At 42.9% G+C, this 25459-nt stretch carries 23 protein-coding genes and 1 riboswitch; of the genes, 14 read left to right on the top strand and 9 right to left on the bottom strand.

Going from position 1 to position 25459, the window contains the following annotated elements; translation table 11 throughout:
- Positions 1 to 8: 8 nt before the first annotated feature.
- Positions 9 to 953: a phosphoserine phosphatase gene (gene serB, locus DQN58_RS00590; RefSeq protein WP_006719310.1), complete on the bottom strand. Its 945-nt coding sequence runs from the start codon at positions 951 to 953 to the stop codon at positions 9 to 11.
- A 75-nt stretch (positions 954 to 1028) separates the two neighbouring features.
- On the opposite strand from serB, the gene DQN58_RS00585 reads away from it, so the two are divergent.
- Positions 1029 to 1709, top strand: coding sequence for a YtjB family periplasmic protein (locus DQN58_RS00585; RefSeq protein ID WP_006719309.1), 681 nt, complete (start codon positions 1029 to 1031; stop codon positions 1707 to 1709).
- A 108-nt stretch (positions 1710 to 1817) separates the two neighbouring features.
- On the opposite strand, the gene rpsT is transcribed toward DQN58_RS00585, so the two are convergent.
- A complete protein-coding gene (gene rpsT, locus DQN58_RS00580; RefSeq protein WP_005548279.1) occupies positions 1818 to 2081 on the bottom strand; it encodes a 30S ribosomal protein S20 in 264 nt (87 codons plus the stop codon).
- Positions 2082 to 2349: 268 nt separating this feature from the next.
- Between rpsT and murJ the strand changes: the two genes are divergently transcribed.
- The 3 genes from murJ (at position 2350) to ileS (ending at position 7809) form a co-directional block, all read left to right on the top strand.
- Positions 2350 to 3927: a murein biosynthesis integral membrane protein MurJ gene (murJ, locus tag DQN58_RS00570; RefSeq protein WP_006719308.1), complete on the top strand. Its 1578-nt coding sequence runs from the start codon at positions 2350 to 2352 to the stop codon at positions 3925 to 3927.
- An 81-nt stretch (positions 3928 to 4008) separates the two neighbouring features.
- On the top strand, positions 4009 to 4947 hold the full coding sequence (gene ribF / locus DQN58_RS00565) for a bifunctional riboflavin kinase/FAD synthetase (protein ID WP_006719307.1): 939 nt from the start codon (positions 4009 to 4011) through the stop codon (positions 4945 to 4947).
- A 39-nt stretch (positions 4948 to 4986) separates the two neighbouring features.
- Entirely contained in the window at positions 4987 to 7809 is a 2823-nt protein-coding gene (gene ileS, locus DQN58_RS00560; RefSeq protein ID WP_006719306.1) for an isoleucine--tRNA ligase, read from the top strand.
- A gap of 64 nt (positions 7810 to 7873) precedes the next feature.
- On the opposite strand, the gene DQN58_RS00555 is transcribed toward ileS, so the two are convergent.
- Genes DQN58_RS00555 through DQN58_RS00540 form a run of 4 tightly spaced genes read right to left on the bottom strand, consistent with a single transcriptional unit; the run spans position 7874 to position 10960 of the window.
- Positions 7874 to 8821 (bottom strand): ABC transporter substrate-binding protein, encoded by a 948-nt coding sequence (locus DQN58_RS00555; protein WP_006719304.1) that lies wholly within the window; start codon positions 8819 to 8821, stop codon positions 7874 to 7876.
- 17 nt (positions 8822 to 8838) lie between these two features.
- Entirely contained in the window at positions 8839 to 9486 is a 648-nt protein-coding gene (tenA, locus tag DQN58_RS00550; protein WP_006719302.1) for a thiaminase II, read from the bottom strand.
- Positions 9487 to 9494: 8 nt separating this feature from the next.
- Positions 9495 to 10241: an ABC transporter permease gene (locus DQN58_RS00545; protein ID WP_006719301.1), complete on the bottom strand. Its 747-nt coding sequence runs from the start codon at positions 10239 to 10241 to the stop codon at positions 9495 to 9497.
- The gene (locus tag DQN58_RS00540; RefSeq protein WP_006719298.1) at positions 10238 to 10960 is read right to left on the bottom strand and encodes an ABC transporter ATP-binding protein; all 723 of its coding nucleotides are present in this window, start codon (positions 10958 to 10960) and stop codon (positions 10238 to 10240) included. Before DQN58_RS00540 ends, DQN58_RS00545 begins: the two co-directional genes overlap by 4 nt.
- Before the next feature lie 71 nt (positions 10961 to 11031).
- A riboswitch (TPP riboswitch) is annotated at positions 11032 to 11119 on the bottom strand.
- Positions 11120 to 11296: 177 nt separating this feature from the next.
- On the opposite strand from DQN58_RS00540, the gene lspA reads away from it, so the two are divergent.
- Both lspA and ispH read left to right on the top strand, forming a co-directional pair.
- The gene (gene lspA, locus DQN58_RS00535; RefSeq protein WP_006719296.1) at positions 11297 to 11797 is read left to right on the top strand and encodes a signal peptidase II; all 501 of its coding nucleotides are present in this window, start codon (positions 11297 to 11299) and stop codon (positions 11795 to 11797) included.
- Positions 11794 to 12738 (top strand): 4-hydroxy-3-methylbut-2-enyl diphosphate reductase, encoded by a 945-nt coding sequence (gene ispH / locus DQN58_RS00530; RefSeq protein WP_006719291.1) that lies wholly within the window; start codon positions 11794 to 11796, stop codon positions 12736 to 12738. The genes lspA and ispH overlap by 4 nt, the downstream gene beginning before the upstream one ends.
- A gap of 184 nt (positions 12739 to 12922) precedes the next feature.
- Here the strand turns inward: ispH and DQN58_RS00525 are convergent, their stop codons facing one another.
- Positions 12923 to 15832 carry an autotransporter family protein gene (locus DQN58_RS00525; protein WP_006719290.1) on the bottom strand — a complete coding sequence of 970 codons (2910 nt, stop codon included), beginning with the start codon at positions 15830 to 15832 and terminating at the stop codon, positions 12923 to 12925.
- A 255-nt stretch (positions 15833 to 16087) separates the two neighbouring features.
- Between DQN58_RS00525 and DQN58_RS00520 the strand changes: the two genes are divergently transcribed.
- The 8 genes from DQN58_RS00520 (at position 16088) to DQN58_RS00485 (ending at position 23370) form a co-directional block, all read left to right on the top strand.
- Positions 16088 to 16606: a SprT family zinc-dependent metalloprotease gene (locus tag DQN58_RS00520; RefSeq protein ID WP_006719287.1), complete on the top strand. Its 519-nt coding sequence runs from the start codon at positions 16088 to 16090 to the stop codon at positions 16604 to 16606.
- A gap of 238 nt (positions 16607 to 16844) precedes the next feature.
- The gene (locus DQN58_RS00515; RefSeq protein WP_006719285.1) at positions 16845 to 17999 is read left to right on the top strand and encodes a bifunctional tRNA (adenosine(37)-C2)-methyltransferase TrmG/ribosomal RNA large subunit methyltransferase RlmN; all 1155 of its coding nucleotides are present in this window, start codon (positions 16845 to 16847) and stop codon (positions 17997 to 17999) included.
- 24 nt (positions 18000 to 18023) lie between these two features.
- Positions 18024 to 18575, top strand: coding sequence for a type IV pilus biogenesis/stability protein PilW (gene pilW, locus DQN58_RS00510; RefSeq protein WP_006719284.1), 552 nt, complete (start codon positions 18024 to 18026; stop codon positions 18573 to 18575).
- A 215-nt stretch (positions 18576 to 18790) separates the two neighbouring features.
- Positions 18791 to 19822: a RodZ domain-containing protein gene (locus tag DQN58_RS00505; RefSeq protein WP_006719283.1), complete on the top strand. Its 1032-nt coding sequence runs from the start codon at positions 18791 to 18793 to the stop codon at positions 19820 to 19822.
- Between the two features lie 10 nt (positions 19823 to 19832).
- Entirely contained in the window at positions 19833 to 20936 is a 1104-nt protein-coding gene (gene ispG, locus DQN58_RS00500; RefSeq protein WP_032997983.1) for a flavodoxin-dependent (E)-4-hydroxy-3-methylbut-2-enyl-diphosphate synthase, read from the top strand.
- A gap of 25 nt (positions 20937 to 20961) precedes the next feature.
- Positions 20962 to 22239: a histidine--tRNA ligase gene (hisS, locus tag DQN58_RS00495; protein ID WP_006719281.1), complete on the top strand. Its 1278-nt coding sequence runs from the start codon at positions 20962 to 20964 to the stop codon at positions 22237 to 22239.
- Positions 22240 to 22248: 9 nt separating this feature from the next.
- On the top strand, positions 22249 to 22863 hold the full coding sequence (locus tag DQN58_RS00490) for a YfgM family protein (protein ID WP_006719279.1): 615 nt from the start codon (positions 22249 to 22251) through the stop codon (positions 22861 to 22863).
- 54 nt (positions 22864 to 22917) lie between these two features.
- Positions 22918 to 23370, top strand: coding sequence for a methyltransferase family protein (locus DQN58_RS00485; protein ID WP_006719277.1), 453 nt, complete (start codon positions 22918 to 22920; stop codon positions 23368 to 23370).
- Between the two features lie 6 nt (positions 23371 to 23376).
- On the opposite strand, the gene hda is transcribed toward DQN58_RS00485, so the two are convergent.
- Positions 23377 to 24081, bottom strand: coding sequence for a DnaA inactivator Hda (gene hda / locus DQN58_RS00480; RefSeq protein WP_006719276.1), 705 nt, complete (start codon positions 24079 to 24081; stop codon positions 23377 to 23379).
- Positions 24082 to 24195: 114 nt separating this feature from the next.
- Positions 24196 to 25440 (bottom strand): nucleobase:cation symporter-2 family protein, encoded by a 1245-nt coding sequence (locus DQN58_RS00470; RefSeq protein ID WP_006719275.1) that lies wholly within the window; start codon positions 25438 to 25440, stop codon positions 24196 to 24198.
- Positions 25441 to 25459: the final 19 nt, after the last annotated feature.

The following is a 25459-nucleotide window of genomic DNA, read 5'->3' as shown; positions in this document are numbered from 1 at the left end:
TTTTCTCCTTATTTCATTTTGTCGTTTGCACTTAAAATACATAAAAGTGCGGTTAAATCGGTGAAATTGACGATAACTTGCGCCAATTGTTGTACTTTTGGTTTGGCGTGATAAGCCACGCCGACATCGGCAACTTGCATCATGGCGAGATCGTTGGCGCCGTCGCCGATGGCAACGGTGTTTTCAGTGGCAATGTGAAATTGTTGTGCCAACTGTTGTAAGGTTTGCGCTTTGTATTGCGCATCCACAATGGCGCCTTGTACGTTGCCTGTAAGTTTGCCGTCAATAATCTCGAATTGATTGGCAGCAATGAAATCTAAGCCGAGTTTTTGTTGTAATACTTCGGCAAAATAGGTAAATCCACCGGAAGCAATGGCCACTTTCCAACCGTGATTTTTGAGTTCTTTGACTGTTTTGACTAATCCCGGCATCAGCGGTAAATGCTGTTTGACCTCTTGCAAAATGCCTTCCGGCGCATCTTTTAAGGTGGCAACCCGTTGGCGCAGACTTTGGCTAAAATCGAGTTCACCACGCATGGCGCATTCCGTAATGGCGGAAACCATCTCGCCAGTGCCGGCAAGTTTGGCGATTTCATCGATACATTCAATTTGGATGGCGGTGGAATCCATGTCCATCACAAGTAATCCTGCTTGCTTCAAACTGGCGTGAAAGTTTAACGGTGCAATATCCAGAGCTAATTCATGGGCAATACCAATCCACTCCGCTTTCCACTCACCTTTGAGCAATACCACGGTGTTATGCAACACATTCCACGCGGCAAAACACAAAAAATTTTCACCGCACTTTTGCTGAAAGGTTTGTAACTTTGTGAGATTTAGGTTGTCGGAATAGAGAATAAACGCCTGATCCGAGTGATAGGGTTTGTCAGCAATGAATGGCGCAGGAAGTTCAGAAAAATGCGCCATAATGGCGTTAAGATTTTGTGTTTGCATAAAAATCCTGTAAATTGTGGCGGTTTTTAAAAGCACAGTATTCTAGCTTACTTATTAAACTTTGGGGAAAATAACTTGCATTTAACAAAAGAAAAAATGATTAAGGTGATGATGTTTCTCGGCATCATTTTGTTATGTGTGGGTATCATGGCAATCATTTTATTTGGCGTACAACAATTTAAAATCGGCTCACAGCTAGCCAGTGTAAATCAGGTCGCTAATATTTCTCATTTATTGGCACGCCAGCAAGCGAATCTATTTTCGATGTTGTTAGTGAATAACCCAAAAACGGAACGATTAGTGGAAAATTTGGATAATTTTACCAAAGAAGAATTTGTACTGGATGCGGCAGTGTATGCGCGTAATGGTGAATTATTAGCACAAAGCACCAACTCGTCAGATATACGCAGTTTGTTGGGCTTGGATAAAGAAGAAAAGGAAGCTGATTCTCAGCAAATTGTGGAACCTATTTATTCCCCAAACGGCCTGGAAGGCTTTTTACGCGTCACTTTTGATGCCAAATATGGACAAACGACCCAAAGTAAAATTAATCAAATTTTTTACCGATTATATGGCGAAATCGTCATTGTTTTCCTTGTTGGTATCCTTTTTGCCAGTAGTTTCCATTATTTCCTTAGCCACTATCGCCGTAGCTGTAACCATGTTCATGTTGTGGAAAAAACACCTACGCCAAGTAACAAAACAATGCCATCCACGAGCAAAGCGTTTCATCAGCGTCGGAGACGAATGCGATAGGGAAGTGCGGTGGCTTTTATGATCGTTTTTTCTTTAGGAAAAATTAAAATACACAAAAACAAAAAACCGCTCGTTTGAGCGGTTTCTTTTTTAATGGTAAGGCAAAAATTAGGCTAATTTTTTGATTTGAGCAGCTAATTTAGATTTGTGGTTTGCTGCTTTATTAGCGTGGATTAAGCCTTTAGAAGCCATGCGGTCAACAACTTTTTGCATTTCAACAAATGCTGCTTCAGCTGCTGCTTTCTCACCCGCTGCTACTTGAGCATAAACTTTTTTGATGTAAGTACGCATCATAGAGCGTTGGCTTGCGTTGTGTTGACGGCGTTTTTCAGATTGAACCGCACGTTTTTTTGCTGACTTGATATTAGCCAAGGTCAAACTCCTAAAAATTTCTGTTAGTTAATAGTGACAAAATAGGGGCGTAAATATGCCGATTTCTTATACATTTGTCAACGGGAATTTTGTGTTGATTTCGGTGAGACACAACCGAACGTTGGCATCGTTATGCTTAACAAGCTCTTTCTAAACGGGCTCACCAAACGATGTGCGCGGGATTTTAACAGTTTTTTCCCTTAGAATATAGCGTAAAAACGAAATTTCTATACAATTAGGCAAATTTTATCATTCAGAGTAATTCGTTTTGAGCAAAAGATTATTAAAATCCGGCATGATCGTGAGCGGTATGACGCTCGTTTCGCGTGTGTTAGGCTTGGTGCGCGATGTGGTGATCGCCAATTTAATTGGTGCGGGTGCGGCGGCAGACGTATTTTTATTCGCCAACCGTATTCCTAATTTCCTCCGCCGATTATTCGCCGAAGGGGCGTTTTCACAAGCGTTTGTGCCGGTGTTGGCGGAGTATCAAAAATCCGGTGATTTATCCAAAACCCGCGAGTTTATCGGCAAAGTGTCCGGTACCTTGGGGGGCTTGGTTACCGTCGTTACGTTATTGGCGATGATCGGCTCGCCGGTGGTCGCGGCCATTTTCGGGACAGGTTGGTTTGTGGATTGGTTGAATGACGGGCCGAATGCGGAAAAATTCACACAAGCCTCGTTGCTGCTCAAAATTACCTTTCCTTATTTATGGTTTGTGACCTTCGTTGCGCTGTCCGGTGCAATTCTGAATACCATAGGCAAATTCGGTGTGATGTCGTTCTCGCCGGTGTTGCTCAATATTGCCATGATTGCCACCGCACTTTGGCTGGCTCCGCAGTTGGAAAATCCGGATTTAGGCTTGGCTATCGGGATCTTTCTCGGCGGGTTATTACAATTTCTGTTTCAACTGCCTTTCTTATATCAAGCCAAATTATTGGTGAAGCCAAAATGGGCATGGCATGACGAAGGTGTGAAGAAAATCCGCACGCTGATGATCCCCGCCTTATTCGGTGTTTCCGTGAGCCAAATCAACTTGCTCCTTGATACCTTTATCGCCAGTTTCTTAATGACGGGCTCCATCAGCTGGCTGTATTATTCCGACCGCTTGTTAGAGTTTCCTCTTGGGTTGTTCGGTATCGCCATTTCTACAGTGATTTTGCCGACCCTTGCCCGCCATCATGTAAACCGCGATGATAACGCCAAAAGTGCGGTGGATTTTCGCAACACAATGGATTGGGGCGTACGCATGATTTTATTGCTCGGCGTGCCTGCCATGATCGGCATTGCCGTGTTGGCGCAACCGATGTTGCTCGTGCTGTTTATGCGTGGCAGCTTTACCTTTAGCGATGTGCAATCAGCCTCTTATTCCCTGTGGGGCTTTAACGCAGGGCTTCTGAGTTTCATGTTAATCAAGATTTTGGCGAATGGTTATTATGCCCGCCAAGACACCAAAACGCCGGTGAAAATTGGCATCATTGCCATGGTGAGCAACATGGCATTCAATCTGTTAGCAATTCCTTTCAGCTACGTGGGCTTGGCAATTGCCTCTGCCATGTCGGCAACGTTAAACGCATATCTGCTTTATCGTGGCTTGGCAAAAGCGGACGTTTATCATTTCAGCCGTCAAAGTGCGGTGTTTTTTCTGAAAGTTTTTTGTGCCGCCGCCATGATGGGGCTATTGGTTTGGTATAACAGCCCAACACTCATTGAATGGAATGCCATGAGTTTTCTTACCCGCGTGCATTGGCTAACGTGGTTGATCGTTTTAGCCGCAATGGTTTATGGTGGAATATTAGTGTTGTTAGGTATTCGTAAACGGGATTTGATGGGCGTGCACACCGCATGAAATTAGCTTTTGTGACGCCTTAATTTATGCGTATAATACCGAAATCTTTTTTCACTGAAATTAAATGGAACAAATTTAACAATGCAGCTGATTCGTGGCTTGGGAAATTTACCGCAAAATTTGCATACTTGCGCGTTGACTATCGGCAATTTTGACGGCGTGCATTTGGGACATCAAGCCATTTTGCGTCATTTGCGGACAAAAGCTGATGAGTTGCATTTACCCATGGTGGTGATGTTGTTTGAACCGCAGCCACGCGAGTATTTCTGTGCCGAAAATGCCCCTGCGCGCTTGATGCGTTTGCGCGATAAATTGCGTTATCTCAAACAGGCAGGCGTGGACATGGTGATTGTGGCAAAATTCGACCGCACTTTTGCCGATTTACCGGCGCAACAATTTATTGAAGATTGGCTGGTACGCAAATTAAACGTGAAATTTTTAAGCATTGGTGATGATTTTAAATTCGGTGCCAAACGCCAAGGTAATTTTGTGCTGTTGCAACAAGCCGGTGAAAAGTTTGGTTTTACCGTAGAGGATAACCGTAGCTTTTGCTTAGATGCGCTGCGAATCAGTAGTACAGCGATCCGCGAGGCGTTGGCGAATGATGATTTAACGTTGGCGGAAAAATTACTTGGACGTCCTTATCGTATTTTAGGTCGCGTGATTCATGGCAATGAGCTTGGTCGCACCATCGGTTTTCCGACCGCGAATATTCGCTTGCATCGTCAAGTAAATCCGGTCAAAGGGGTTTACGCGGTTAGAGTGCGGTTAAAATCCGGCGCGTTTTTTAATGGGGTCGCTAACATCGGCACCCGCCCGACCATCAACGGTGTGAATCAATTATTAGAAGCGCATTTATTCGATTTTCAAGGCGATCTTTATGGTCAATGGTTGGATGTAGAACTCTGTCATAAAATCCGCAATGAAATGAAATTTCCCTCTTTTGACGATTTAAAAGCACAAATTGCGAAGGATGTAGAAACGGCGAAAAACGTTTTCAAAACTGACCGCACTTTATAGAACACAAATTTTAATTTTTACATAACACTGGAATATAAAATGACTGATTATAAAAATACCCTTAACCTTCCTGAAACGGGCTTTCCAATGCGCGGCGATTTAGCCAAGCGCGAGCCTGTGATGTTAAAAAACTGGTATGAAAAAAACCTTTATCAAAAAATTCGTGAAACCTCAAAATGCAAAAAATCCTTTATTTTGCATGATGGTCCTCCGTATGCAAACGGTAACATTCATATCGGCCATGCGGTGAATAAAATTCTGAAAGATATTATCGTGAAATCCAAAACCGCATTAGGTTTTGACTCGCCTTATATTCCGGGTTGGGACTGTCACGGTTTGCCGATTGAATTGAAAGTAGAAGGCTTAGTGGGCAAACCAAACGAGAAAATTTCTGCGGCTGAATTCCGTGCGAAATGCCGTGAATATGCCGCGGAACAGGTAGAAGGTCAGAAAAAAGACTTTATCCGTTTAGGTGTGTTGGGCGATTGGGATAATCCTTATTTAACGATGAACTTCGACACTGAAGCAAACATCATCCGTACCCTTGGTAAAGTGATTGCGAATGGCCACTTATACAAAGGTTCAAAACCAGTGCACTGGTGTTTGGATTGTGGCTCTTCTTTAGCTGAAGCAGAAGTGGAATACGAGGACAAAGTTTCTCCGTCTATCTATGTTCGTTTCCCTGCAGTAAGTGCGGTTGAAATTGAAGAGAAATTTAACGCAGTAGGCAAAGGCCATGGCAAATTATCCGCGGTGATTTGGACAACCACACCTTGGACAATGCCATCTAACCGTGCGATTGCGGTAAATGCAGACTTAGAATACCAATTAGTACAACTTGGCGATGAGCGTGTGATTTTAGCTGCTGAATTAGTTGAATCCGTAGCGAAAGCCGTGGGCGTAGAACAAGTTGAAGTTTTAGGTTCAGTAAAAGGTCAGGCGCTTGAGTTAGTATGCTTTAACCATCCGTTCTATGATTTCACTGTACCAGTGATTTTAGGTGATCACGTGACCACTGATGGTGGTACAGGTTTGGTACACACTGCACCGGATCATGGTTTGGACGACTTTATTGTAGGACAAAAATATAATTTACCAATGGCGGGTCTTGTATCGAATGACGGTAAATTTATTTCAACCACTGAATTCTTTGCAGGCAAAGGCGTATTTGAAGCTAATCCATTGGTTGTTGAAAAATTGCAAGAAGTGGGCAACTTATTAAAAGTTGAGAAAATCAAACACAGTTACCCACACTGCTGGCGTCACAAAACCCCGATTATTTTCCGTGCGACTCCGCAATGGTTTATCGGTATGGAAACTCAGGGTTTACGCCAACAAGCATTAGGCGAAATCAAACAAGTTCGCTGGATTCCAGATTGGGGTCAAGCACGTATCGAGAAAATGGTTGAAAACCGCCCTGACTGGTGTATTTCCCGTCAGCGGACTTGGGGTGTGCCAATGACCTTATTTGTGCACAAAGAAACCGAAGAACTTCATCCGCGTACTTTAGAGTTGCTTGAAGAAGTGGCGAAACGCGTGGAGAAAGCCGGTATTCAAGCATGGTGGGATTTAGACGAAAAAGAATTATTAGGGGCTGATGCAGAAACCTATCGCAAAGTGCCTGATACTCTTGATGTATGGTTTGACTCAGGATCAACCTATTCTTCTGTGGTGGCGAATCGTCCGGAATTTAACGGCCAAGATATCGATATGTATTTGGAAGGTTCCGACCAACACCGTGGTTGGTTTATGTCTTCTTTAATGCTTTCTACCGCAACAGACAACAAAGCGCCATACAAACAAGTATTAACTCATGGCTTCACGGTGGATGGTCAAGGCCGTAAGATGTCAAAATCTATCGGTAACATCGTGACACCACAAGAAGTGATGGATAAATTTGGTGGTGATATTTTACGTTTATGGGTGGCTTCTACCGACTATACCGGTGAAATGACCGTTTCCGATGAAATCTTAAAACGTGCAGCAGACAGCTATCGTCGTATTCGTAACACGGCACGTTTCTTATTAGCGAACTTAAACGGTTTTGATCCGCAACGTGATGCAGTAAAACCGGAAGACATGATGAGCTTGGATCGTTGGGCGGTGGCTTGTGCGTTAGAGGCGCAAAACGAAATCAAAGATGCTTATGATAACTATCAATTCCACGCCGTAGTGCAACGCTTAATGCGTTTCTGTTCTGTGGAAATGGGCTCGTTCTATCTTGATATTATCAAAGACCGTCAATACACCACCAAAGCGGACAGCCTTGCGCGTCGTAGTTGCCAAACCGCCTTATGGCACATTGCAGAGGCGTTGGTACGTTGGATGGCACCGATCCTTTCCTTCACCGCAGATGAAGTGTGGGGCTACTTGCCACAAACGGCGACGACACGTGCAGAATTCGTCTTCACTGAAGAATTCTACGAAGGTTTATTTGGCTTAGGCGAGAACGAAAAATTAGACGATGCTTACTGGCAACAACTGATCAAAGTGCGTTCTGAAGTGAACCGCGTGTTAGAAATCGCCCGTAACGACAAAGTGATCGGTGGCGGTTTAGAAGCGGAAGTGACGGTTTATGCTAACGATGCATATCGTGCCTTGTTAGAGCAATTAGGCGATGAATTACGTTTTGTGTTAATTACCTCAAAAGCGGAAGTGAAAGCATTAGCAGACAAACCGGCAGATGTGGCTGCTGGCGAGTTAGAGGGGATTGCAGTAAGCGTTGCTCGTTCTCACGGCGAAAAATGCCCGCGCTGCTGGCATTATTCCGACAAAATCGGCGTGAATCCGGAACATCCGACACTTTGCCCACGTTGCGTAGAAAACGTTGCAGGCAATGGCGAAGTCAGACGTTTCGCTTAATCATGCAGTAAAGCCTAAATAAAAGTGCGGTCAAAATTGACCGCACTTTTTGATCGTAAAGCATTTATTTTTTCAGTTCCGTGGCGTAATCTTCTACCGCCGTTTTGGACTTCAATAATCCTTGTTGCAACATAAAGTCCGCCATTTTTTCATAGTTCGCTTTATTAAAGCTGCCCGGCTGTTTACTCAAATAAGGCAGTGTGTCTTTCCAAGCTCGGCGATTGAGTTCGTTATCCAATTCTGTCGGTTTATAGCTGACAAAAAGCTGCCAACTTTCTTCCGGGTGTGCGTTGAGGTAATCCGTGGCTTGTTGTAGCGCGCTGACAAAATCTTGGTATTTCGCTTCATGAATTTTGTCTTTATTGGCCACGATAATTAATTCGTCATAGGTTGGCACGCCATACTGTTCAGGGAAAAATGCCTTGCCTTGATAACCTTCAATGGCTAATTGATTCAATTCAAAATTGCGGAATGAACCAATAACCGCATCCACTTGTTTGCTAATTAAAGAAGGGGAGAGAGACCAATTCACATTAACCAGTTGAACATCTTTATTACTTAAATTAGCTGACTTCAACATGGCATCCAACAGCGCTGTTTCAAAACCGCTAACGGAATAGCCGATTTTCTTTCCTTTCAAATCCGCTAAGGTTTTGATACCGCTATTTTCCAACGTGACCAAGCTGTTTAGCGGAGAATCTGCCAATGTCGCAATACGCACTAAAGGTAGTTTTTCATCTACTTGAATATGCAGTTGCGGTTGATAATCTACGGCTAAATCTGTTTTACCCGCGGCGACCAATTTAGGTGGTAGCGATGGATCGGCGGGCTCAATAATATCCACCTCCAGATTATGTTCGGCAAAAAAACCTTTTTGCTGTGCGACGATCAACGCCGCGTGATCCGGGTTGACAAACCAATCCAGCATTAAAGACAGTTTTTGTTTTTCTGCCGCCTGAACGCTAAGCGAAAGTGCGCCGATAATCAATGTTGAAAGAATGTGTTTTTTCATTGTAGCTCCTTTTGTGGTTAAGCGAGATCCAGCCCCATTTGCCAAAAGGCAATTTCCATGCGGGTGGCTGTCGTAAAGATGTGTTGAATATGATTTTGTTGAGTAGGGGTAAAATCGGCACAAAGTGCGGTCAAAAAAGCCGATGTTTCTTCTGCTTCTTGCTGAAAAGCCTCCGAAGCATAGGTATCGATCCAGGTTTGATACGGATTATTGGTTAAGCGCGGGTAGTTTTCTGTGATATAGCGTGCGATTTGTGCATACCCTACGGCACAAGGCGTAATGGCCGCATAAATTTCCGCTAAACCACCGGTAGCACCGCAATCCAATAAATAGCGGGTATAGGCAACACAGGCGGCGCTTTCTTGAGTGGCAAATATTTCCGCTTCACTGATGCCCCATTGTCGGCAATAGGCCAAATGTAATTGAATTTCCTGACAAATACTTTCCAGGCTTTTTCGTGGCGTTTCCATTTGGCTAAAGTTTTTGGCTTTAAAGATAGCCAAGGCAAACGCACGGCTGTAATGAAACAGGTAAAGGTAATCCTGCTTTAAATAATGACGAAAGCACTCTGCCGGCAACGAGCCATTTGCCAATTGTTTGACAAAATCATGTTCTACATACTGTTGCCAATAAGGCTGGGCGTTTTTAATCAGTTGGTTGAGCATTTTTCCTCCTAATGCACATAACTTACCCACGGCAGAGCTTTGCGCAGTAATTTATCCACGATGAAATAAAGGCAAAGCGCCATGAGCAAAAGTAAAAATAGCGCCGCAAACATTAAGTCGATTTGCATTCGGGCATTGGCTTGCAGCATTAAATAGCCCAATCCTTCCGAAGAACCGACCCATTCTCCTACAATGGCGCCAATGGGCGCAATGGAGACGGCAATGCGTAATCCTGATGCTAATGCGGGTAACGCCGCCGGTAAGCGTACTTTTAATAGCATCGCTGCAGGAGAAATACGTAAGGTTTGGGCCAGTTGAAGCCAGGGTTTTGGTGTGTTGCGTAGTCCGTCATAACAGGCTGCCGTGACGGGAAAATAGATAATTAAAATCGCCATGGTGATTTTTGATGCCATGCCATAACCAAGCCACAACACCAGTAATGGCGCGATAGCAAACACCGGAATGGCTTGTGAAATCACTAATAATGGCATTAAGAAAGCCGAGATTTTGCGGGAAAGGGTGAGTAGTAGCGCAGAAGATAACCCAAATAAAAACCCTAAAACTAAGCCTAATAAAATTTCCAGCAAAGTAATTTTGGCATGCATGAAGAGCAAGTCTGCTTGCGTCATTAATCGTTGCCATACAGCAAGCGGGGTAGGCAATAAGTAGGGCGGCACATCAAACAGACTGATAATGCCTTGCCAGAACGTAATGAACAGGGCGCTTAATAAGATAAGACGGGTGATTTTCTTCATGTTGGCTCCGTCATTAATTGTTCGATAAGCCTATTTTGCAGCGCCCACAGTGCCTCTTGGTGAAGCTGATGGGGCTTTATGGGATCCAATTGAGCAACCTGTTTTATTTGCACCGGTTGACCTTGCAACACATAAATTTTTTCGCCTAAACGAATCGCTTCTTGCGGATCGTGGCTCACTAAAATTACGGTTTTCCATTGCAACAGTTCGCAGGCAAGATTTTGTAACTGTAAACGGGTGACCGCATCCAGGGCGGAAAAGGGTTCATCCATTAAAATTAAATCGGCATCTTGCATTAAAGTGCGCGCCAATGCCACCCGTTGGCGTTGGCCACCGGAAAGTTGATAACAAGGTTTATGCCAATGATCCGCCATGCCAACGGCGTGTAATAGTTCTTTGGCTTTTACTTGGGTTTTGGCATTTTTCTGACCGCTAAGGTGCTGCGCCAACTGCACGTTATCCAACACGGAAAGCCAGGGGAATAAACTGTCTTGTTGTGCTAACCAAGCCGCTTTGGTATGAGGGGTAAATTGGATATGGCCTTGTGTAATCGCTGCATCTTCCAATCCTGCAATGGCGCGAAGTAAGGTGGATTTCCCTACACCGGAACGCCCGAGTAGCACAACCCATTCCCCTTGCTCTACGCGAAAATGAAGATCGACAAACAATGGCTTGTGATCGAATTGCAAGCATAGATGTTGGATATCAAGGCAATACATCGCAGGCTAACTTAGCGAGAGAGGCAGAAAAGTGCGGTGGATTTTAAGAATGTTTTTAAAAAGAATGGCAATATAGACATGATTTAGTTTCCTACGTCAGTGTTAACTGTTTCAGGTTCACGGGTATTATCTCAGCCAATGGCACCCCGACTAATAATGGCGCAGAGTCTATCGAAAAAGCGCGTAAAAAACAAATTGCGCTGTTAAATTTTGTGATCCCCGTCATAGAGAAATTCTGTTCTTTCATGATGTTTCAAATCAGTTTTTCTGTATAAAACCTTGCCTTGTGCTAGAATGGCGGCCTAATTTTGATAATGCTTTTATTTAGGAAACATTATGTCCCAACAAAAATCCGGACTCTCTTTTCTCTGGCTAAGTGCGGTCGCTTTTTTGCTTGATTTGCTGACGAAATATATCGTGGTACAAAAATTTGACTTGTATGAAAGCGTGAATGTTCTGCCGGTGTTTAATTTAACTTATGTACGAAATTATGGTGCGGCATTCAGCTTTTTGGCGGATCACGATGGTTGGCAAAAATATTTCTTTATTCTGTTGGCGATTAGTATTTCTCTGATGCTGGCGTATTTCATGAAGAAAAATCGTGCCGACCAAAAATTACAAAATTCAGCTTATGCCCTTATTATTGGTGGCGCGCTTGCTAATATGGTGGATCGTGCCTACAACGGTTTTGTGGTGGATTTCTTTGATTTTTATTGGGATATTTATCATTATCCGGTGTTTAATGTGGCGGACATTGCCATTTGTATCGGCGCCGGTTTACTCGCATTAGATGCCTTTAAAGGCGATAAAAACAAACAAAAGAGCGGTCAAAAATGAAGATAATTTTAGCCAACCCACGCGGTTTTTGTGCCGGCGTCGATCGTGCCATCAGTATTGTTGAACTGGCGTTGGAAATTCACGGTGCGCCCATTTATGTACGCCACGAAGTCGTGCATAATCGTTTTGTGGTGAACGGCTTGCGTGAGCGCGGTGCTATTTTTGTCGAAGAACTGAGTGAAGTGCCGGATGGTGCCATTGTGATTTTCTCCGCTCATGGCGTATCCCAAGCAGTGCGTCAAGAAGCCAAAGACCGCAATCTCAAAGTATTTGACGCCACTTGCCCTTTGGTGACCAAAGTGCATATGCAAGTGGCGCGCGCCAGTAAAAAAGGCACGAAAGCGATTCTCATCGGGCACAAAGGCCATCCGGAAGTGGAAGGCACCATGGGGCAATACGGCAACCAAGAGGGTGGCATTTATCTCATTGAAAGCATCGAAGATATTGCCAATTTGCCGGTGGCTCAAAACGATGATTTAACCTTTATGACGCAAACCACGCTGTCTTTAGATGACACGGCGGAAACCATCAGCGCGTTAAAAGAAAAATACCCTGCGATTCAAGGCCCGCATAAAAATGACATTTGCTACGCGACAACCAACCGTCAACAAGCGGTGCGTGAACTAGCAAAACAATCGGATCTGGTGGTCGTGGTAGGCTCCAAAAACTCCTCTAACTCTAACCGTTTGGCGGAGTTGGCTTCTCGAATGGGGGTGGCGTCTAAGTTAATTGATGATCCCAATGATATTCAGCCGGATTGGTTTAACGGCGTGCAAACCATTGGTGTCACCGCGGGTGCTTCCGCGCCGGAAGAGTTGGTGCAATCGGTGATTGCGCGTATGAAAGAATTTGGCGTCACGGATGTAGAAGAATTACAAGGCTTAGAAGAAAATATGTTCTTTGAAGTGCCAAAAGAATTGCGCGTAAAAGAGGTGAGTTAATTCTCTCCAACACTCGCTAAAAATGAAAAGAAAGTGCGGTCAATATTTGAAACGTTTTGAATATTGACCGCACTTTTTCTTTGTTAAAAAGCGTAAAGAGACAAGCTGAAATAAAAAGCGGATAAATGTTATTGCCATTTATCCGCTTTAAATTAAGACTAACTTACGTTAATTCACACTTGGATTACCAAGAATATTTAATGCCAACAGAGCCTTTATAGCCTTGACGTTTTGCGCCATTTAAAGAGTGTTCGTAGCGAACATCTGCATAAATATGTGAGTTAGCACTGGTTGCAAGTTGAGTACCTACACCAAATTCACCCCAAGTTTTCGCAAATTTTTCATTGATGTTATCTGCACCAATGTTGCTACCGGCAGTATTTTTGAAGTCATGCCATAAGTTTGCAGTGAAATAAAGGGTTCTGACTTTTTCACGCGCAGTTAAATCGTTGTAAGCAAGACGTGCACCTACACGACCACGTAAACCGTGTTGTTTGTCTTGGTGTACAGAACGTAGATCATCGTTGAAACGGCTTAATCCTAGGTATTGATAGATTAACTGTGCTTGCGGTTCAATGATCCAGCTGTCACCGTTATTCATTTTTTCTTTACCTAAAGCAAATGGATGACCAACTTCGCTTGATAATGCAACACCGAAACCGTGGTTTTTAGCTTGTGAATCTAGAGCGTAATATTTATTTTTCACCCAAGAAAGTTGACCCACTAAGTCTAAGTAGCTGCCATTTTCAGCATAACGTGTATGTGTTACGCCGGCATGGAAGTTTTCGGTTTTCGCTTTGCCGGTGTATTTGTCATTAAGGACAACACCATTTTCAGCACGATATTCATCATAGAATTTTGAATTTGCGTGCGTGTAACCCGCATAAATACCGGTAAAACGTTTTCCACTGTTTTCGGTAGATGCAACATCAAAGTCGTGACCGAATTGGAAACCGGAAAGGTTAGCCGTCAAGTTCAAACGCTCTTTACCATCTAAAGCAAGGTGTTTACCAATAATACGTCCCCAAGTTTGGTTGTTCGCTTGAGATTTTTCCCAAGAAAGCGCCTGATTTTCACCGCGACGTTGGTGTAATGTGCCGACGGTTTCATAGCCCACTTCTAAGTTCAATTTTGGCGCAAGTGTGTAGCCTGGTACGGACGGTACATAAATTGCATCGCCATTTGTTGAAGTGACTGTCCAGAAATATTCGGTAGCGTTACCGACTCGTTTAGAGGCTAATTGTAGTTCACCTGCACCGGTGGTTCTTGTCATACCGGTAAAGTTATGTAAATTGCTTGAGCCTTGTACACGAATGACAGCAGTACTGTTTTTGCCTAAATCTGAAGCGATAGAGCCAATAGAACCGTCAACTAAGTTTTCCGCACCATTTGCTTTTAGGCTCACAACTTTTGTTACACCTTCTACATTGCCGGTGACTTCTAATAAGTCAGATTTGCCGTTATTCGGATCATTGGTATTCCACTGAGTATTCACTTTTAGAAGACCGTTATTCGCTGTGTAGTTGCCTTCCACAGTGAGTTTGTCTTCGTAAGAACTGTTGGCAAGGGTGATTTCACCGTTGTTGCTGGTTAATGTGCCGTCAGAACCATCTTGTTTAACTAGCTTAACTTTATAATCTGTGCCGGTAGCGCCGGTAGGAATATTTTTAGAGGCATCTAATACACCATTATCTAAGGTTAATGCATTAATGGTAGAACGCTGTTCATCGCCTTTTTGTTTTAATTCCCAAACAGCTTGGTTGTTCACATGCACGTCTAATTTAGAACGCACATCGCCTTTAGATTGTTGCTGCATTAAACCAATGGCTTTTGCTTGATCAGACAAGGTAAATGTCAAATCGGAACCTTTTGTTGCCGCCACTTTGGTTTCGGCAAGCCAGCCATTTTCTGCGGCTTTGGCTTCACTGTCTTTGCCTTTTAAAGCGAATTTTGCATTTTCGGCAACGAATTCACCATTATTAAACCAATTTTTGACTCTGTCTCCTGCAAAGGTTACTGCAAGACTACTTTCTTTTCTCGCATCGGCCACAATTAATGAAGCATCGTTGGAGTTTGTGCTGATTTTTGTATTATTTAAACGAACCTCTTGATCTTTATTAGGTTCGTTACGAGAAACAGGAACGGTTAGGAAATATGTTACCTTTGTTTGGTAATCCTGTGTATCGAAAACAATAGCTGAATTGCCGGATTTGATTTCACCGCTGCTGGTATCTGAATCAGCAATTAAGCGGGATTTGGTGCCAAATAAGCGCACGGTTGCGGAGTCTTTTGATTCTGTTGTATCAAGTACCATTCTGCCGGTGGAATTGACGACAGCACCTTTATAGTCAGCCGGTTTTTCAGTGTTTGGCAGTTCCGGTTTACCAATTTTTAAGGCTGCAGAAAACTTCCCGTTCGCTTTCACTGTGATGTCAGAGTCTTTTAAGTTCGCTTCTGCACCATCACCACTGACGTAAAGTCCGACTAAATAATCTCCAATTTTAGCGGTAGTTTTATCTTCCACATTAATGGTCAGTTTTTTCTCAGAATTGAAAACCGGTTTGGCACCATTTGTACGGTAAACCTTCACACCGGATAATTGTTGACCAAATGGTGCAGTTGCGCCACCAAAGTTTTTTGTACTTTTCACTGTGTTTTCTGTGTTTTTAACAGTGATATTAGCATCATCATTCAAAGTTAAGCTTGCAGTATCAGAAGCGTTACCACCGGCATAATCATATCCTACAGCAATACCGTAGGCGGCATTGGAGTTTACGGCTAATCCTGAATTAGCTTCGCTAGCTAACGTAACATTAATGTTAGTTTTGCCTTTAATTTCAACTTGATTATTCGCACGAACGATAAGTCCTTTTGGACGAGCAAATTGTTCTCCGCTATTAGGTGCTAGTGTAGCTTTGTAATCTCCATCAATGTTTTGATTTAGTTCTTTCCAAAACTCTCCTGAACCTTCTGTTCCCATAGTAGGTGAAGTGTCACCCGCTGCAGCAACGGCCAATGCAGGAATAGAAAAAGAAGAGACAATCAGTGTGCTTAGAAATGTCTTTTTGAATTTTTCTTTGGTATTAAGTAACATAATATGTTTCCTCTTGTTATGTTGTATAAAATAGAAAAGGACATTTTTGTTAGTACAAAAATTGCGCGAATTATATCAGAAAATCTGATTTTATACATGTAAAATATGGTTTTTATAACTTGTTGAAATTAAAGAAATAAGTTGGATTTTTTATTAAATTAAATTTAAAAATAATACATTCAACAGTATTTATTATCTGTCTATGTTAAAGTGCGGTTAAAAAATACTGCGATCTTTAATCGCACTTTATTTGTTATGAACACTGAACATCATTTTCGCATTGTAAAAATGCAAATTCTCCGCCGTATTCAACAGGGTTTACAGATGGCGGAAGAATATTTCAAACAAGCTTTTATGCCTCCGCAAATTCATTATGAATTAAAAGGTGTCAAGGCCGGTGTCGCCTATTTACAACGAAATACCATCAATTTTAACCGCACTTTATTGTTGGAAAACTCGGAACAATTTATTTATCAAGTTGCATTGCATGAGTTGGCACATATTGTGGTTTATCAACATTACGGGCATGTGCAACCTCATGGCAAAGAATGGCAATTTGTGATGCAAGAGATATTCCATTTGCCGGCGGAAACCTATCACCAATTTGATTTATCTTCCGTGCAAGGAAAAACCTTCACGTACCATTGTGCTTGTCAAACACATCAGCTCAGTATCCGTCGTCATAATAAAATTCAGCGTGAAAGTGCGGTGTATTTCTGTCGAAAATGTAAAACCCAATTAAATTGGATTGGGCTGGAAAATGAAGAAAATTGACAGTGCCGTTTATTACGTCATTGTGGCTCATTTCCCTTAAAAAACACCTTCTTTTTTCTCGTTTCTCGATCTGCTTCACAAAAAAGTGCGGTCATTTTTCTGAACGTTTGTGCGGTGCATACAAAATCGCTAGATTAATGAAACCGAAATCAGTACAATCGCACCCTTATTTTTTTCTATTGTTTAAAATATCACCAAGAATTTCGGTATCCGCCGTAATGTGTAATAACGAGGCTCCATGTCAGAACAAACAGTATCAGCGCAAGCTGTTGCCGAACCGGCAAAAAAAGTCAATTTAATGAATTTAACCCGTGCGCAAATGCGTGAATTTTTTGCCGAATTAGGTGAAAAACCGTTCCGTGCGGATCAGTTGGTGAAATGGATTTACCATTTTGGTGAAGACAATTTCGACAATATGACCAATTTAAACAAAAAGCTACGGGAAAAATTAAAATCTGTGGCAGAAATTAAAGCACCGGAAGTGGCGGTGGAACAGCGTTCTGCCGATGGCACGATTAAATGGGCGATGCAGGTCGGCGATCAGCAAGTGGAAACCGTGTACATTCCGGAAGCGGATCGCGCCACGTTATGTGTTTCTTCACAGGTTGGCTGCGCATTAGCTTGTACTTTTTGTTCGACCGCACAACAAGGTTTTAACCGTAATTTAACGGTGTCAGAAATTATTGGGCAAGTGTGGCGCGCATCGAAAATCATCGGCAATTTCGGTGTCACCGGCGTGCGTCCGATTACCAATGTGGTGATGATGGGCATGGGCGAACCGTTGCTGAATGTGGCGAATGTGGTGCCGGCGATGGAAATTATGTTGGACGATTTTGCCTACGGTTTATCCAAACGTCGCGTGACATTATCGACGTCCGGTGTTGTGCCGGCGCTTGATAATTTAAGCAAAATGATCGATGTGGCGTTGGCGATTTCCTTGCATGCTCCAAACGATGAATTGCGTGATGAAATCGTGCCACTAAACAAAAAATACAATATCAAAACCTTGATTGATTCGGTGAATCGCTATTTAAGCGTTTCTAACGCCAACCACGGCAAAGTAACGATTGAATATGTCATGTTGGATCATGTGAATGATCATGTGGAACATGCTCATCAATTAGCGGAAGTGTTAAAAAATACGCCGTGTAAAATCAATTTGATTCCATGGAACCCATTCCCAGAAGCGCCTTATGCGAAAAGTTCTAATACGCGTATTGACCGATTCCAAAAAACCTTGATGGAATACGGTTTAACGGTGATTGTACGAAAAACCCGTGGTGATGATATTGATGCTGCTTGCGGACAATTAGCCGGCGATGTCATTGACCGGACTAAACGTACTGCACAGAAAAAACGTTTTGGCGAGGCGATTGCCGTTCAAGTTCAGTAACCATTCAAACTCGGAGGAAAATAAATGGTTCATTTCTCGTTCTTTACTCGAATCATACCGTTTATTTTCCCCTTTCTTTTTTCTGCCTGTGTTTCTCAACAGGTATCATCTGATTTTGATAAACAACAGGCGGCAAAAGCCCGTGTTGAATTGGCATTAGGCTATTTGCAGCAAGGGGATCACAACCAAGCCAAGGCAAATTTAGACAGGGCGATTTCTTATGCGCCAGGTTATTATTTAGTACATGCGGCGCGCGCTTATTTTTATCAGCAACAGGGCGATGTGATTCAGGCAGAACAAGCCTATTTGACTGCCATTAAGTTAGATAAAAAACAAGGTGATGTTTTCAACAATTTCGGTACCTTTCTTTGTTTGCAAGGTAAATATTCTGCCGCCTATGAGCAATTCTATAAAGCATTAAAGGCGCCTAATTATTATCGGCAGGGTGATACTTATGAAAATCTTGCACTCTGTGCTTTGTCAGCAAAGGATTTAATGGTTTATCAGGAAAATCTGTTAATACTTGAAAAAATGGAACCGGAACGGGCAAAGAAATTAGCGTTACGCGCTAAATAGTCGATCAAAGTGCGGTCATTTTTATTGGTATTTTTAGGCGGTTATTTTGCGATTGCTTTTGTTCTCCGGAAATGGGTAAAAATGCCATTTAAAATTGATTTTGACTGGTGTGACAATTTCCATTTCAGATAACAATAACGCCATATAACTGTTGCAAAACCAGCCTTACCACCTTAAACTTTAGCACTTAATTTTTAGCTAAAAATACCATTCCTATGAATACATCTAAAACAACTCAAGAAGCACAACATAGTGCACAAGAAATCACCGTTGGTGATAAATTTCGTTTGGCAAGAGAAGCTTTAAATCTTTCATTGGAAGCCGTTTCTCAAGCCATTTCATTACGACCTTCAATTCTGCAAGATATTGAAAATAACCGATTTATTCATCACTCAACGCCTGCAACTTTTGTTCGTGGTTATGTGCGTAGCTATGCAAAATTTCTCAAGATTGCTGACAGCGAATGGCTGAATGTGATTGATTTTGGTGACGAGCAACAAAATGACTTAGGTAAAAATGCTCGTGCGACCAGCTCTGTTAATCAATATTCCTCTCATAATCGTTGGGTAGGTTATTTAACCGCCTTAGTTGTACTTGTGGTGCTTGGCATGACAGGCATGTGGTGGTGGGAAAGCCATCAGCAATCCAATGCAGAGCGCGACAATTTAGTGAATTCTTATACCCAGTTCTCAACAGAAACGCCAGCGACAGTAACCAATGTTGATAATGTGTCTGTGGTGACGCAACCGATTAGTCAGGCAGAAAATCATCTTGTTGAACCGGTAGCGGCTGAGGCTACTGTTGAAGTTAAGCCGCAAGAGAATGTGGTTGCGACACCAGTAGTTGTTGAAACCGAAGTCGCACCGGCAAATGTGTTGCAATCTGAAATGAGTAAAATCAACGGTACAGAGCAAGTGGCAAGTATGCCTGAAAGTGCAACAATGGAAACCACGGTAACATCTTCCTCAACAGAAAGTGCGGTGGAAAACTCAAGCGTTTCTGCGGTCGCGACAAAAGATAATTTATACATTGAAGTGATCGGCAATTGCTGGATTAGTGTAAAAGACAAAAATCGTAAGGTGTTGGCACAAAAAGAATATAAGCAAGGCGATGTGTTAAGTTTCAACGAAGAAGAGCCTTATTCTTTAATTATCGGTGCGCCGGGGAATGTCAAAATTATTTATAAAGGCGAAGTTTTTCCATTAACACTTGATGGGCGTGTCGCAAAATTTAAATTACCTCAATAATGGGCGAATAATGTTAGAAAAGCCAAAAATTCAACGTAGAGAATCCACGAAAATTTATGTGGGGAAGGTACCCATCGGTGGTGATGCACCGATTGCAGTACAGTCGATGACCAACACACGAACTACCGATGTTGAAGCCACTGTCGCGCAAATCAAATCCTTAGAGCGCGTGGGTGCCGATATTGTGCGTGTGTCCGTGCCGACGATGGAAGCCGCGGAAGCCTTCAAATTAATCAAGCAGCAAGTGAGCGTGCCATTAGTCGCTGATATTCATTTTGATTACCGCATTGCGCTGAAAGTCGCTGAATATGGTGTGGACTGCTTGCGCATCAATCCGGGTAATATCGGACGTGAAGATCGTATTCGCGCCGTAGTGGATTGCGCGAAAGATAAAAATATCCCCATTCGTATTGGGGTGAATGCCGGTTCACTGGAAAAAGACATTCAGGAAAAATACGGTGAACCGACGCCACAAGCATTGTTGGAATCGGCATTGCGCCATGTTGAAATTTTAGATCGTTTGAACTTCGATCAATTTAAAGTGAGTGTTAAAGCCTCGGATGTGTATTTGGCGGTGGAATCCTATCGTTTACTTGCCAAGGCGATTAAACAGCCGTTGCATTTAGGTATTACTGAAGCCGGTGGTGCGCGTGCCGGTGCAGTGAAATCTGCCATCGGATTAGGTATGTTATTGGCTGAAGGTATTGGTGATACGTTGCGGGTGTCTTTAGCCGCCGATCCGGTGGAAGAAATCAAAGTCGGTTTTGATATTTTAAAATCACTCCGTATCCGTTCTCGTGGCATTAACTTTATTGCTTGCCCAACCTGTTCCCGTCAAGAATTTGATGTAATTGGCACGGTAAATGCGCTCGAACAACGTTTAGAAGATATTATTACGCCGATGGATGTGTCAATTATCGGTTGTGTCGTCAATGGCCCGGGAGAGGCGTTGGTGTCTGATTTAGGCGTTACCGGCGGCAATAAGAAAAGCGGCTATTATCTTGATGGTGAGCGCCAGAAAGAACGTTTTGATAACGATGATTTAATTAATCAATTAGAAGCAAAAATTCGCGCCCGTGTTGCGCAGCAAGATCCTAAAAATCGTATTCTTTAATTTTTTATAAACACAGGAAGTTATTGTGGCAAAAACTATTCAGGCAATTCGTGGAATGAACGATTGCTTACCAACAGAAACCCCGCTATGGCAATGGGTTGAAAATAAAGTGCGGTCTGTTTTAAGTGCGTATGGTTACGCGGAAATCCGTATGCCAATTGTGGAAAGCACACCGTTATTCGCCCGCGCTATCGGTGAAGTCACCGATGTGGTGGAAAAAGAAATGTTTACGTTTGATGACCGTGATGAAGAAAGTTTGACTTTGCGTCCGGAAGGCACGGCAGGTTGTGTTCGCGCCGGTATCGAGCACGGTTTGTTGTACAACCAAGAACAACGTTTATGGTATATGGGGCCGATGTTCCGTTATGAACGTCCGCAAAAAGGTCGTTATCGTCAGTTCCATCAAGTGGGCGTGGAGATTTTCGGGATTCCTAATCCGGAAATTGATGCGGAGCTTATCGCCTTAACCGCCCGTTTATGGAAGGATTTAGGCATTTTTGACCATGTTACGCTTCAACTTAACTCCATCGGTTCATTAGAGGCGCGTAAAAATTATCGTCAAGCCTTAGTCGATTTTTTACAAAATCACATCGATATTTTAGATGAAGACAGCAAACGTCGTTTAACCACCAATCCGTTACGGATTTTGGACAGTAAAGATCAACGTGTTCAAGAAGTGCTAAATGATGCACCGAAATTACACGATTATCTTGACGATGATTCCCGCGAACATTTTGCGCAATTATGCGCCTTGCTTGATAATTTAGGGATTCAATACGAAATCAATCAAAAATTAGTGCGCGGCTTGGATTATTACAACAAAACCGTATTTGAATGGGTGACATCCGCTTTAGGCGCGCAAGGTACCGTCTGCGGTGGTGGTCGTTACGATGGGTTGGTTGAACAGCTAGGCGGTCATGCCACAAGTGGTGTTGGCTTTGCTATGGGCTTGGAGCGTTTAGTCCTGTTGGTACAGGAAGTGAATACACAGATTACCTTGCCAAGTGCGGTGGATATTTACATCGTTTATCAAGGCGAAGGCACTACCGTAGCAGCCTTTAATTTGGCGGAAAAACTTCGTTCAGAATTACCGCACTTACGTACGCTTTTACACTGCAGTGGCGGGAATTTCAAAAAACAATTTAAACGAGCCGATAAAAGTGGAGCGAAGTTAGCCTTGGTCATCGGCGAAGATGAAGTGAAAAACCAACAAGTGGTGGTAAAAAACTTGTTGCAACATAGTGAACAAGCGGTTGTGGCATTAGGCGACATCATTAATCACATTCAAAACACATTCAAATAAGGAAAAAACATGGCGTATACCATTGAAGAAGAACAAGAACTCAGTGCTATTAAAGCGTGGTGGCAAGAAAACTATAAGTTTATTATTGTTTGTTTTGTCATTGCATTTGGTGGCGTATTCGGTTGGAACTACTGGCAATCTCATCAGTTACAGAAAATCCACAATGCCTCTGCCGAGTATGAGCAAGTGTTGTTTAACTATGCAAAAGATCCGAAAGCACAAGAAGAGCAGTTTTCTCAATTTATCAAAAATAATGAGAAAACCGGCTATGCGGTGTTAGCGTTGTTAGATAAAGCAAAGATTGCGGTAGAGAATCAAGATTTTGCACAGGCTGAAGACGCGTTAAAACAGGCAGTAGCACAATCAACGGATGATGTTTTATCTTCTGTCAGTGCATTACGTTTGGCTGCGGTGCAATTCCAACTTGGGCAATTTGATCCTGCGTTGGAAAGTTTGAAATTAGTGAAAGAGCAAGCTTGGAATGGCGCTAAGAATATGTTGGTCGGCGATATTCAGTTGGCGAAAGGCGATAAGGATGCAGCGAAAAGCGCTTATCAACAAGCTCAACAGAATGCTACGCCGTTAGAGCAACAACTCATTCAAGTACGGTTAAATAATTTATAGTTTTTAAGGCTTGGTTTTCCCAAGCCTTTCTTTTGTCCTGAATAAGGTATGTCTATGTCATTGAATAAACGCCACATTCTGGTTCCACCACCGTTAATTTTTGTTTTTTGTGCATTGTTGATGAAATGCCTTCCGCCTGTTCTGCAATTTCCCTCTTCTTTGGGGTTGGTGATGGTATTCGGCGGAATGGGTTGCGCCATTGGGGCAGCCAGTGTTTTGCAATTTTTATTGGCGAAAACAACCTTGAATCCCTTTCAACTTAAAACGGCTTCTCAATTAGTCACCGGTGGTGTTTATCGATTGAGTAGAAATCCAATGTATCTCAGCTTTGTTTTTATTTTATTGGCTTGGATGGTTTATCTCGGTTCACTGTCGGCGTTGTTTGGCGTGGGGTTATTTATTTGGTACGTCACTAAGTTTCAAATTAAACCGGAAGAAAAAGGGCTCAAGCGTTTATTTGGGGCTGCGTTTACAGACTATTGTCGGCGTACGCGGAGATGGCTGTAACTGCCACTATAAAGATAAAATCTCTTTAACGAAGGGAATCGTTAGTTTACGTTGCGCCTGTAATGAGGCCTGATCGAGTTTTTCTAACGCATTAAATAAGGTTTTCATATCGCGTTCTAAACGTTTGAAGAGAAAATTGGCGGTTTCGTCAGGTAATTCAATGCCGCGTTGATGTGCCGCCAGTTGTAAGACAGTTATTTTTTGTTGATCATTTAACGGCATTAATTGATACACTTCGCCCCATGTTAGACGAGACGCCAAATCCGGTAAATGAGCCGATAAATTGGTCGGAGATTGATCCGCGCTGATCACTAAAAGCGTTTTTCCGGTTTCTCGGATTCGATTAATTAAATCGAAAATGGCCAGCTCCCAATCCGGATTTCCTATCACCTCTTGTAAATCATCCAAACACACTAATTCTTGTTGCTCTAGATTTTCCAGTACTGCCGGAGAGAAATATTGTGCTTTATTCAAAGGCACGTATAAGGCAGGGCGTTGATGCGTTAGGTAATGATGACAAATGGCTTTTAATAGATGGCTTTTCCCGCAACTACGCTGACCCCAAAGATAGAAAAAAGGTTGGTTGAGATGGGAAAAGTTTTTTTGTAGCGAGCTGAGCAGAAGCTGATTGTTTTCCGCGTAGAAATTTTCCAGGGTGTCATTATCAAATTGATGGATGGGGAGAGGAAGTTGGAAATATGGCTCGCTCAAATCAAATACCGAAAATGCTGAAATAAAGTGCGGTAAGAATAAACGAAATTTTTAAAATTAGAAAGTCATTAGCGGATATTTTTCCTTTCCGCTAATGACTGTTACATATGCGTTTTATGCGGCTTCGTTTTTCGCTTTAGGTAATACCAAGTTCAAAATGATAGCAACCACGGCACAAAGGCTGATTCCTTTTAAGGATACGCCACCGACATCAACGAACATGTTACCGATACCAAATGTCATGACCACCGCAATGATGCAAAGGTTACGTGCCTCGGTGACATCGACTTTGGCGCGGATTAGGGTGCTCATACCCACAACAGCAATGGATCCGAATACCAACATCATGATACCGCCCATTACAATGGTTGGGATGGTAGATAAAAAGGCACCGACTTTTCCACAGAAGGAAATAGCAATTGCCCAGACTGCCGCCCAAGTCATGATATTTGGATTGAAATTACGGGTTAGCATGACCGCACCTGTGACTTCTGCATAGGTCGTATTTGGTGGACCACCTAATAATGATGCTGCGCTCGTTGCGATACCATCACCCAATAAAGTGCGATGTAAGCCAGGTTTTTTGATGAAGTCTTTGCCGGTGACGGAACTAATCGCCATAATGCCGCCTACGTGCTCCACGGCGGGTGCAATGGCAATTGGCAGTAAATATAAAATGGCTTCCAATTTAAATTCAGGTGTGGTGATGTTTGGCAAACTAAACCAAGGCGCCTCTAAAACCGGTTGGAAATTAATGAGCCCCATGAAAAGGCATAGAACATAACCGACGGTGATACCGAACATAATTGGGATAAGTTTCATTAGCCCTTTGGAGAAGACCGCCACGCACAAGGTTGTGATGAGGGTTACCATAGACACTAAAACAGCATCATTGTATTGGTAAGCGTTATTTTTACCGAGAGCCATATCGACGGCGACCGGTGCTAAGCCCATACCGATGATAATAATAACGGGGCCTACAACCACAGGAGGAAAAATGCGTTCTAATGCCGCAGCACCACGCAATTTGACTAATGTACTCAGCGCTAAATAAACCAAACCGGCACAGGCTAAACCGCCCATGGTAGCCGGAATACCCCAAGTGGCGACGCCGTATTGAATCGGGGCAATAAAGGCAAAAGAAGACGCCAAGAAAATCGGCACTTGTTTGCCGGTGCAAAGTTGGAATAATAAGGTACCGATACCAGCGGTGAGCAAGGCGGTATTGGCATCTAATCCGGTAATTAACGGTACTAAAACCAATGCACCAAAGGCAACGAATAGCATTTGTAAACCCACAAACGCTTGTTTAACGGAACTCTGTTGCTCCGTAATTGGAGCTTGTGTTGTATGTGTCATGTAAGTTTCAACTCTCTGC

Source organism: Aggregatibacter segnis ATCC 33393 (genome assembly GCF_900476035.1).
GTDB classification, from domain to species: domain Bacteria; phylum Pseudomonadota; class Gammaproteobacteria; order Enterobacterales; family Pasteurellaceae; genus Aggregatibacter; species Aggregatibacter segnis.
Note: the sequence above shows the minus strand (reverse complement) of the source record. Positions and strands in the feature narration are given on the sequence as shown.

Bases quoted from the DNA above. Each gene is read 5' to 3' on its own strand.
- DQN58_RS00515 (WP_006719285.1), top strand. From the start codon at position 16,845: ATGTCAGAACAAACAGTATCAGCGCAAGCTGTTGCCGAACCGGCAAAA.
- ileS (WP_006719306.1), top strand. From the start codon at position 4,987: ATGACTGATTATAAAAATACCCTTAACCTTCCTGAAACGGGCTTTCCA.
- DQN58_RS00545 (WP_006719301.1), bottom strand. From the start codon at position 10,241: ATGAAGAAAATCACCCGTCTTATCTTATTAAGCGCCCTGTTCATTACG.
- ispH (WP_006719291.1), top strand. From the start codon at position 11,794: ATGAAGATAATTTTAGCCAACCCACGCGGTTTTTGTGCCGGCGTCGAT.
- DQN58_RS00520 (WP_006719287.1), top strand. From the start codon at position 16,088: ATGAACACTGAACATCATTTTCGCATTGTAAAAATGCAAATTCTCCGC.
- DQN58_RS00540 (WP_006719298.1), bottom strand. From the start codon at position 10,960: ATGTATTGCCTTGATATCCAACATCTATGCTTGCAATTCGATCACAAG.
- ispG (WP_032997983.1), top strand. From the start codon at position 19,833: ATGTTAGAAAAGCCAAAAATTCAACGTAGAGAATCCACGAAAATTTAT.
- serB (WP_006719310.1), bottom strand. From the start codon at position 953: ATGCAAACACAAAATCTTAACGCCATTATGGCGCATTTTTCTGAACTT.
- ribF (WP_006719307.1), top strand. From the start codon at position 4,009: ATGCAGCTGATTCGTGGCTTGGGAAATTTACCGCAAAATTTGCATACT.
- DQN58_RS00470 (WP_006719275.1), bottom strand. From the start codon at position 25,440: ATGACACATACAACACAAGCTCCAATTACGGAGCAACAGAGTTCCGTT.
- DQN58_RS00485 (WP_006719277.1), top strand. From the start codon at position 22,918: ATGTCATTGAATAAACGCCACATTCTGGTTCCACCACCGTTAATTTTT.
- DQN58_RS00490 (WP_006719279.1), top strand. From the start codon at position 22,249: ATGGCGTATACCATTGAAGAAGAACAAGAACTCAGTGCTATTAAAGCG.
- DQN58_RS00505 (WP_006719283.1), top strand. From the start codon at position 18,791: ATGAATACATCTAAAACAACTCAAGAAGCACAACATAGTGCACAAGAA.
- lspA (WP_006719296.1), top strand. From the start codon at position 11,297: ATGTCCCAACAAAAATCCGGACTCTCTTTTCTCTGGCTAAGTGCGGTC.
- DQN58_RS00555 (WP_006719304.1), bottom strand. From the start codon at position 8,821: ATGAAAAAACACATTCTTTCAACATTGATTATCGGCGCACTTTCGCTT.
- pilW (WP_006719284.1), top strand. From the start codon at position 18,024: ATGGTTCATTTCTCGTTCTTTACTCGAATCATACCGTTTATTTTCCCC.
- DQN58_RS00525 (WP_006719290.1), bottom strand. From the start codon at position 15,832: ATGTTACTTAATACCAAAGAAAAATTCAAAAAGACATTTCTAAGCACA.
- tenA (WP_006719302.1), bottom strand. From the start codon at position 9,486: ATGCTCAACCAACTGATTAAAAACGCCCAGCCTTATTGGCAACAGTAT.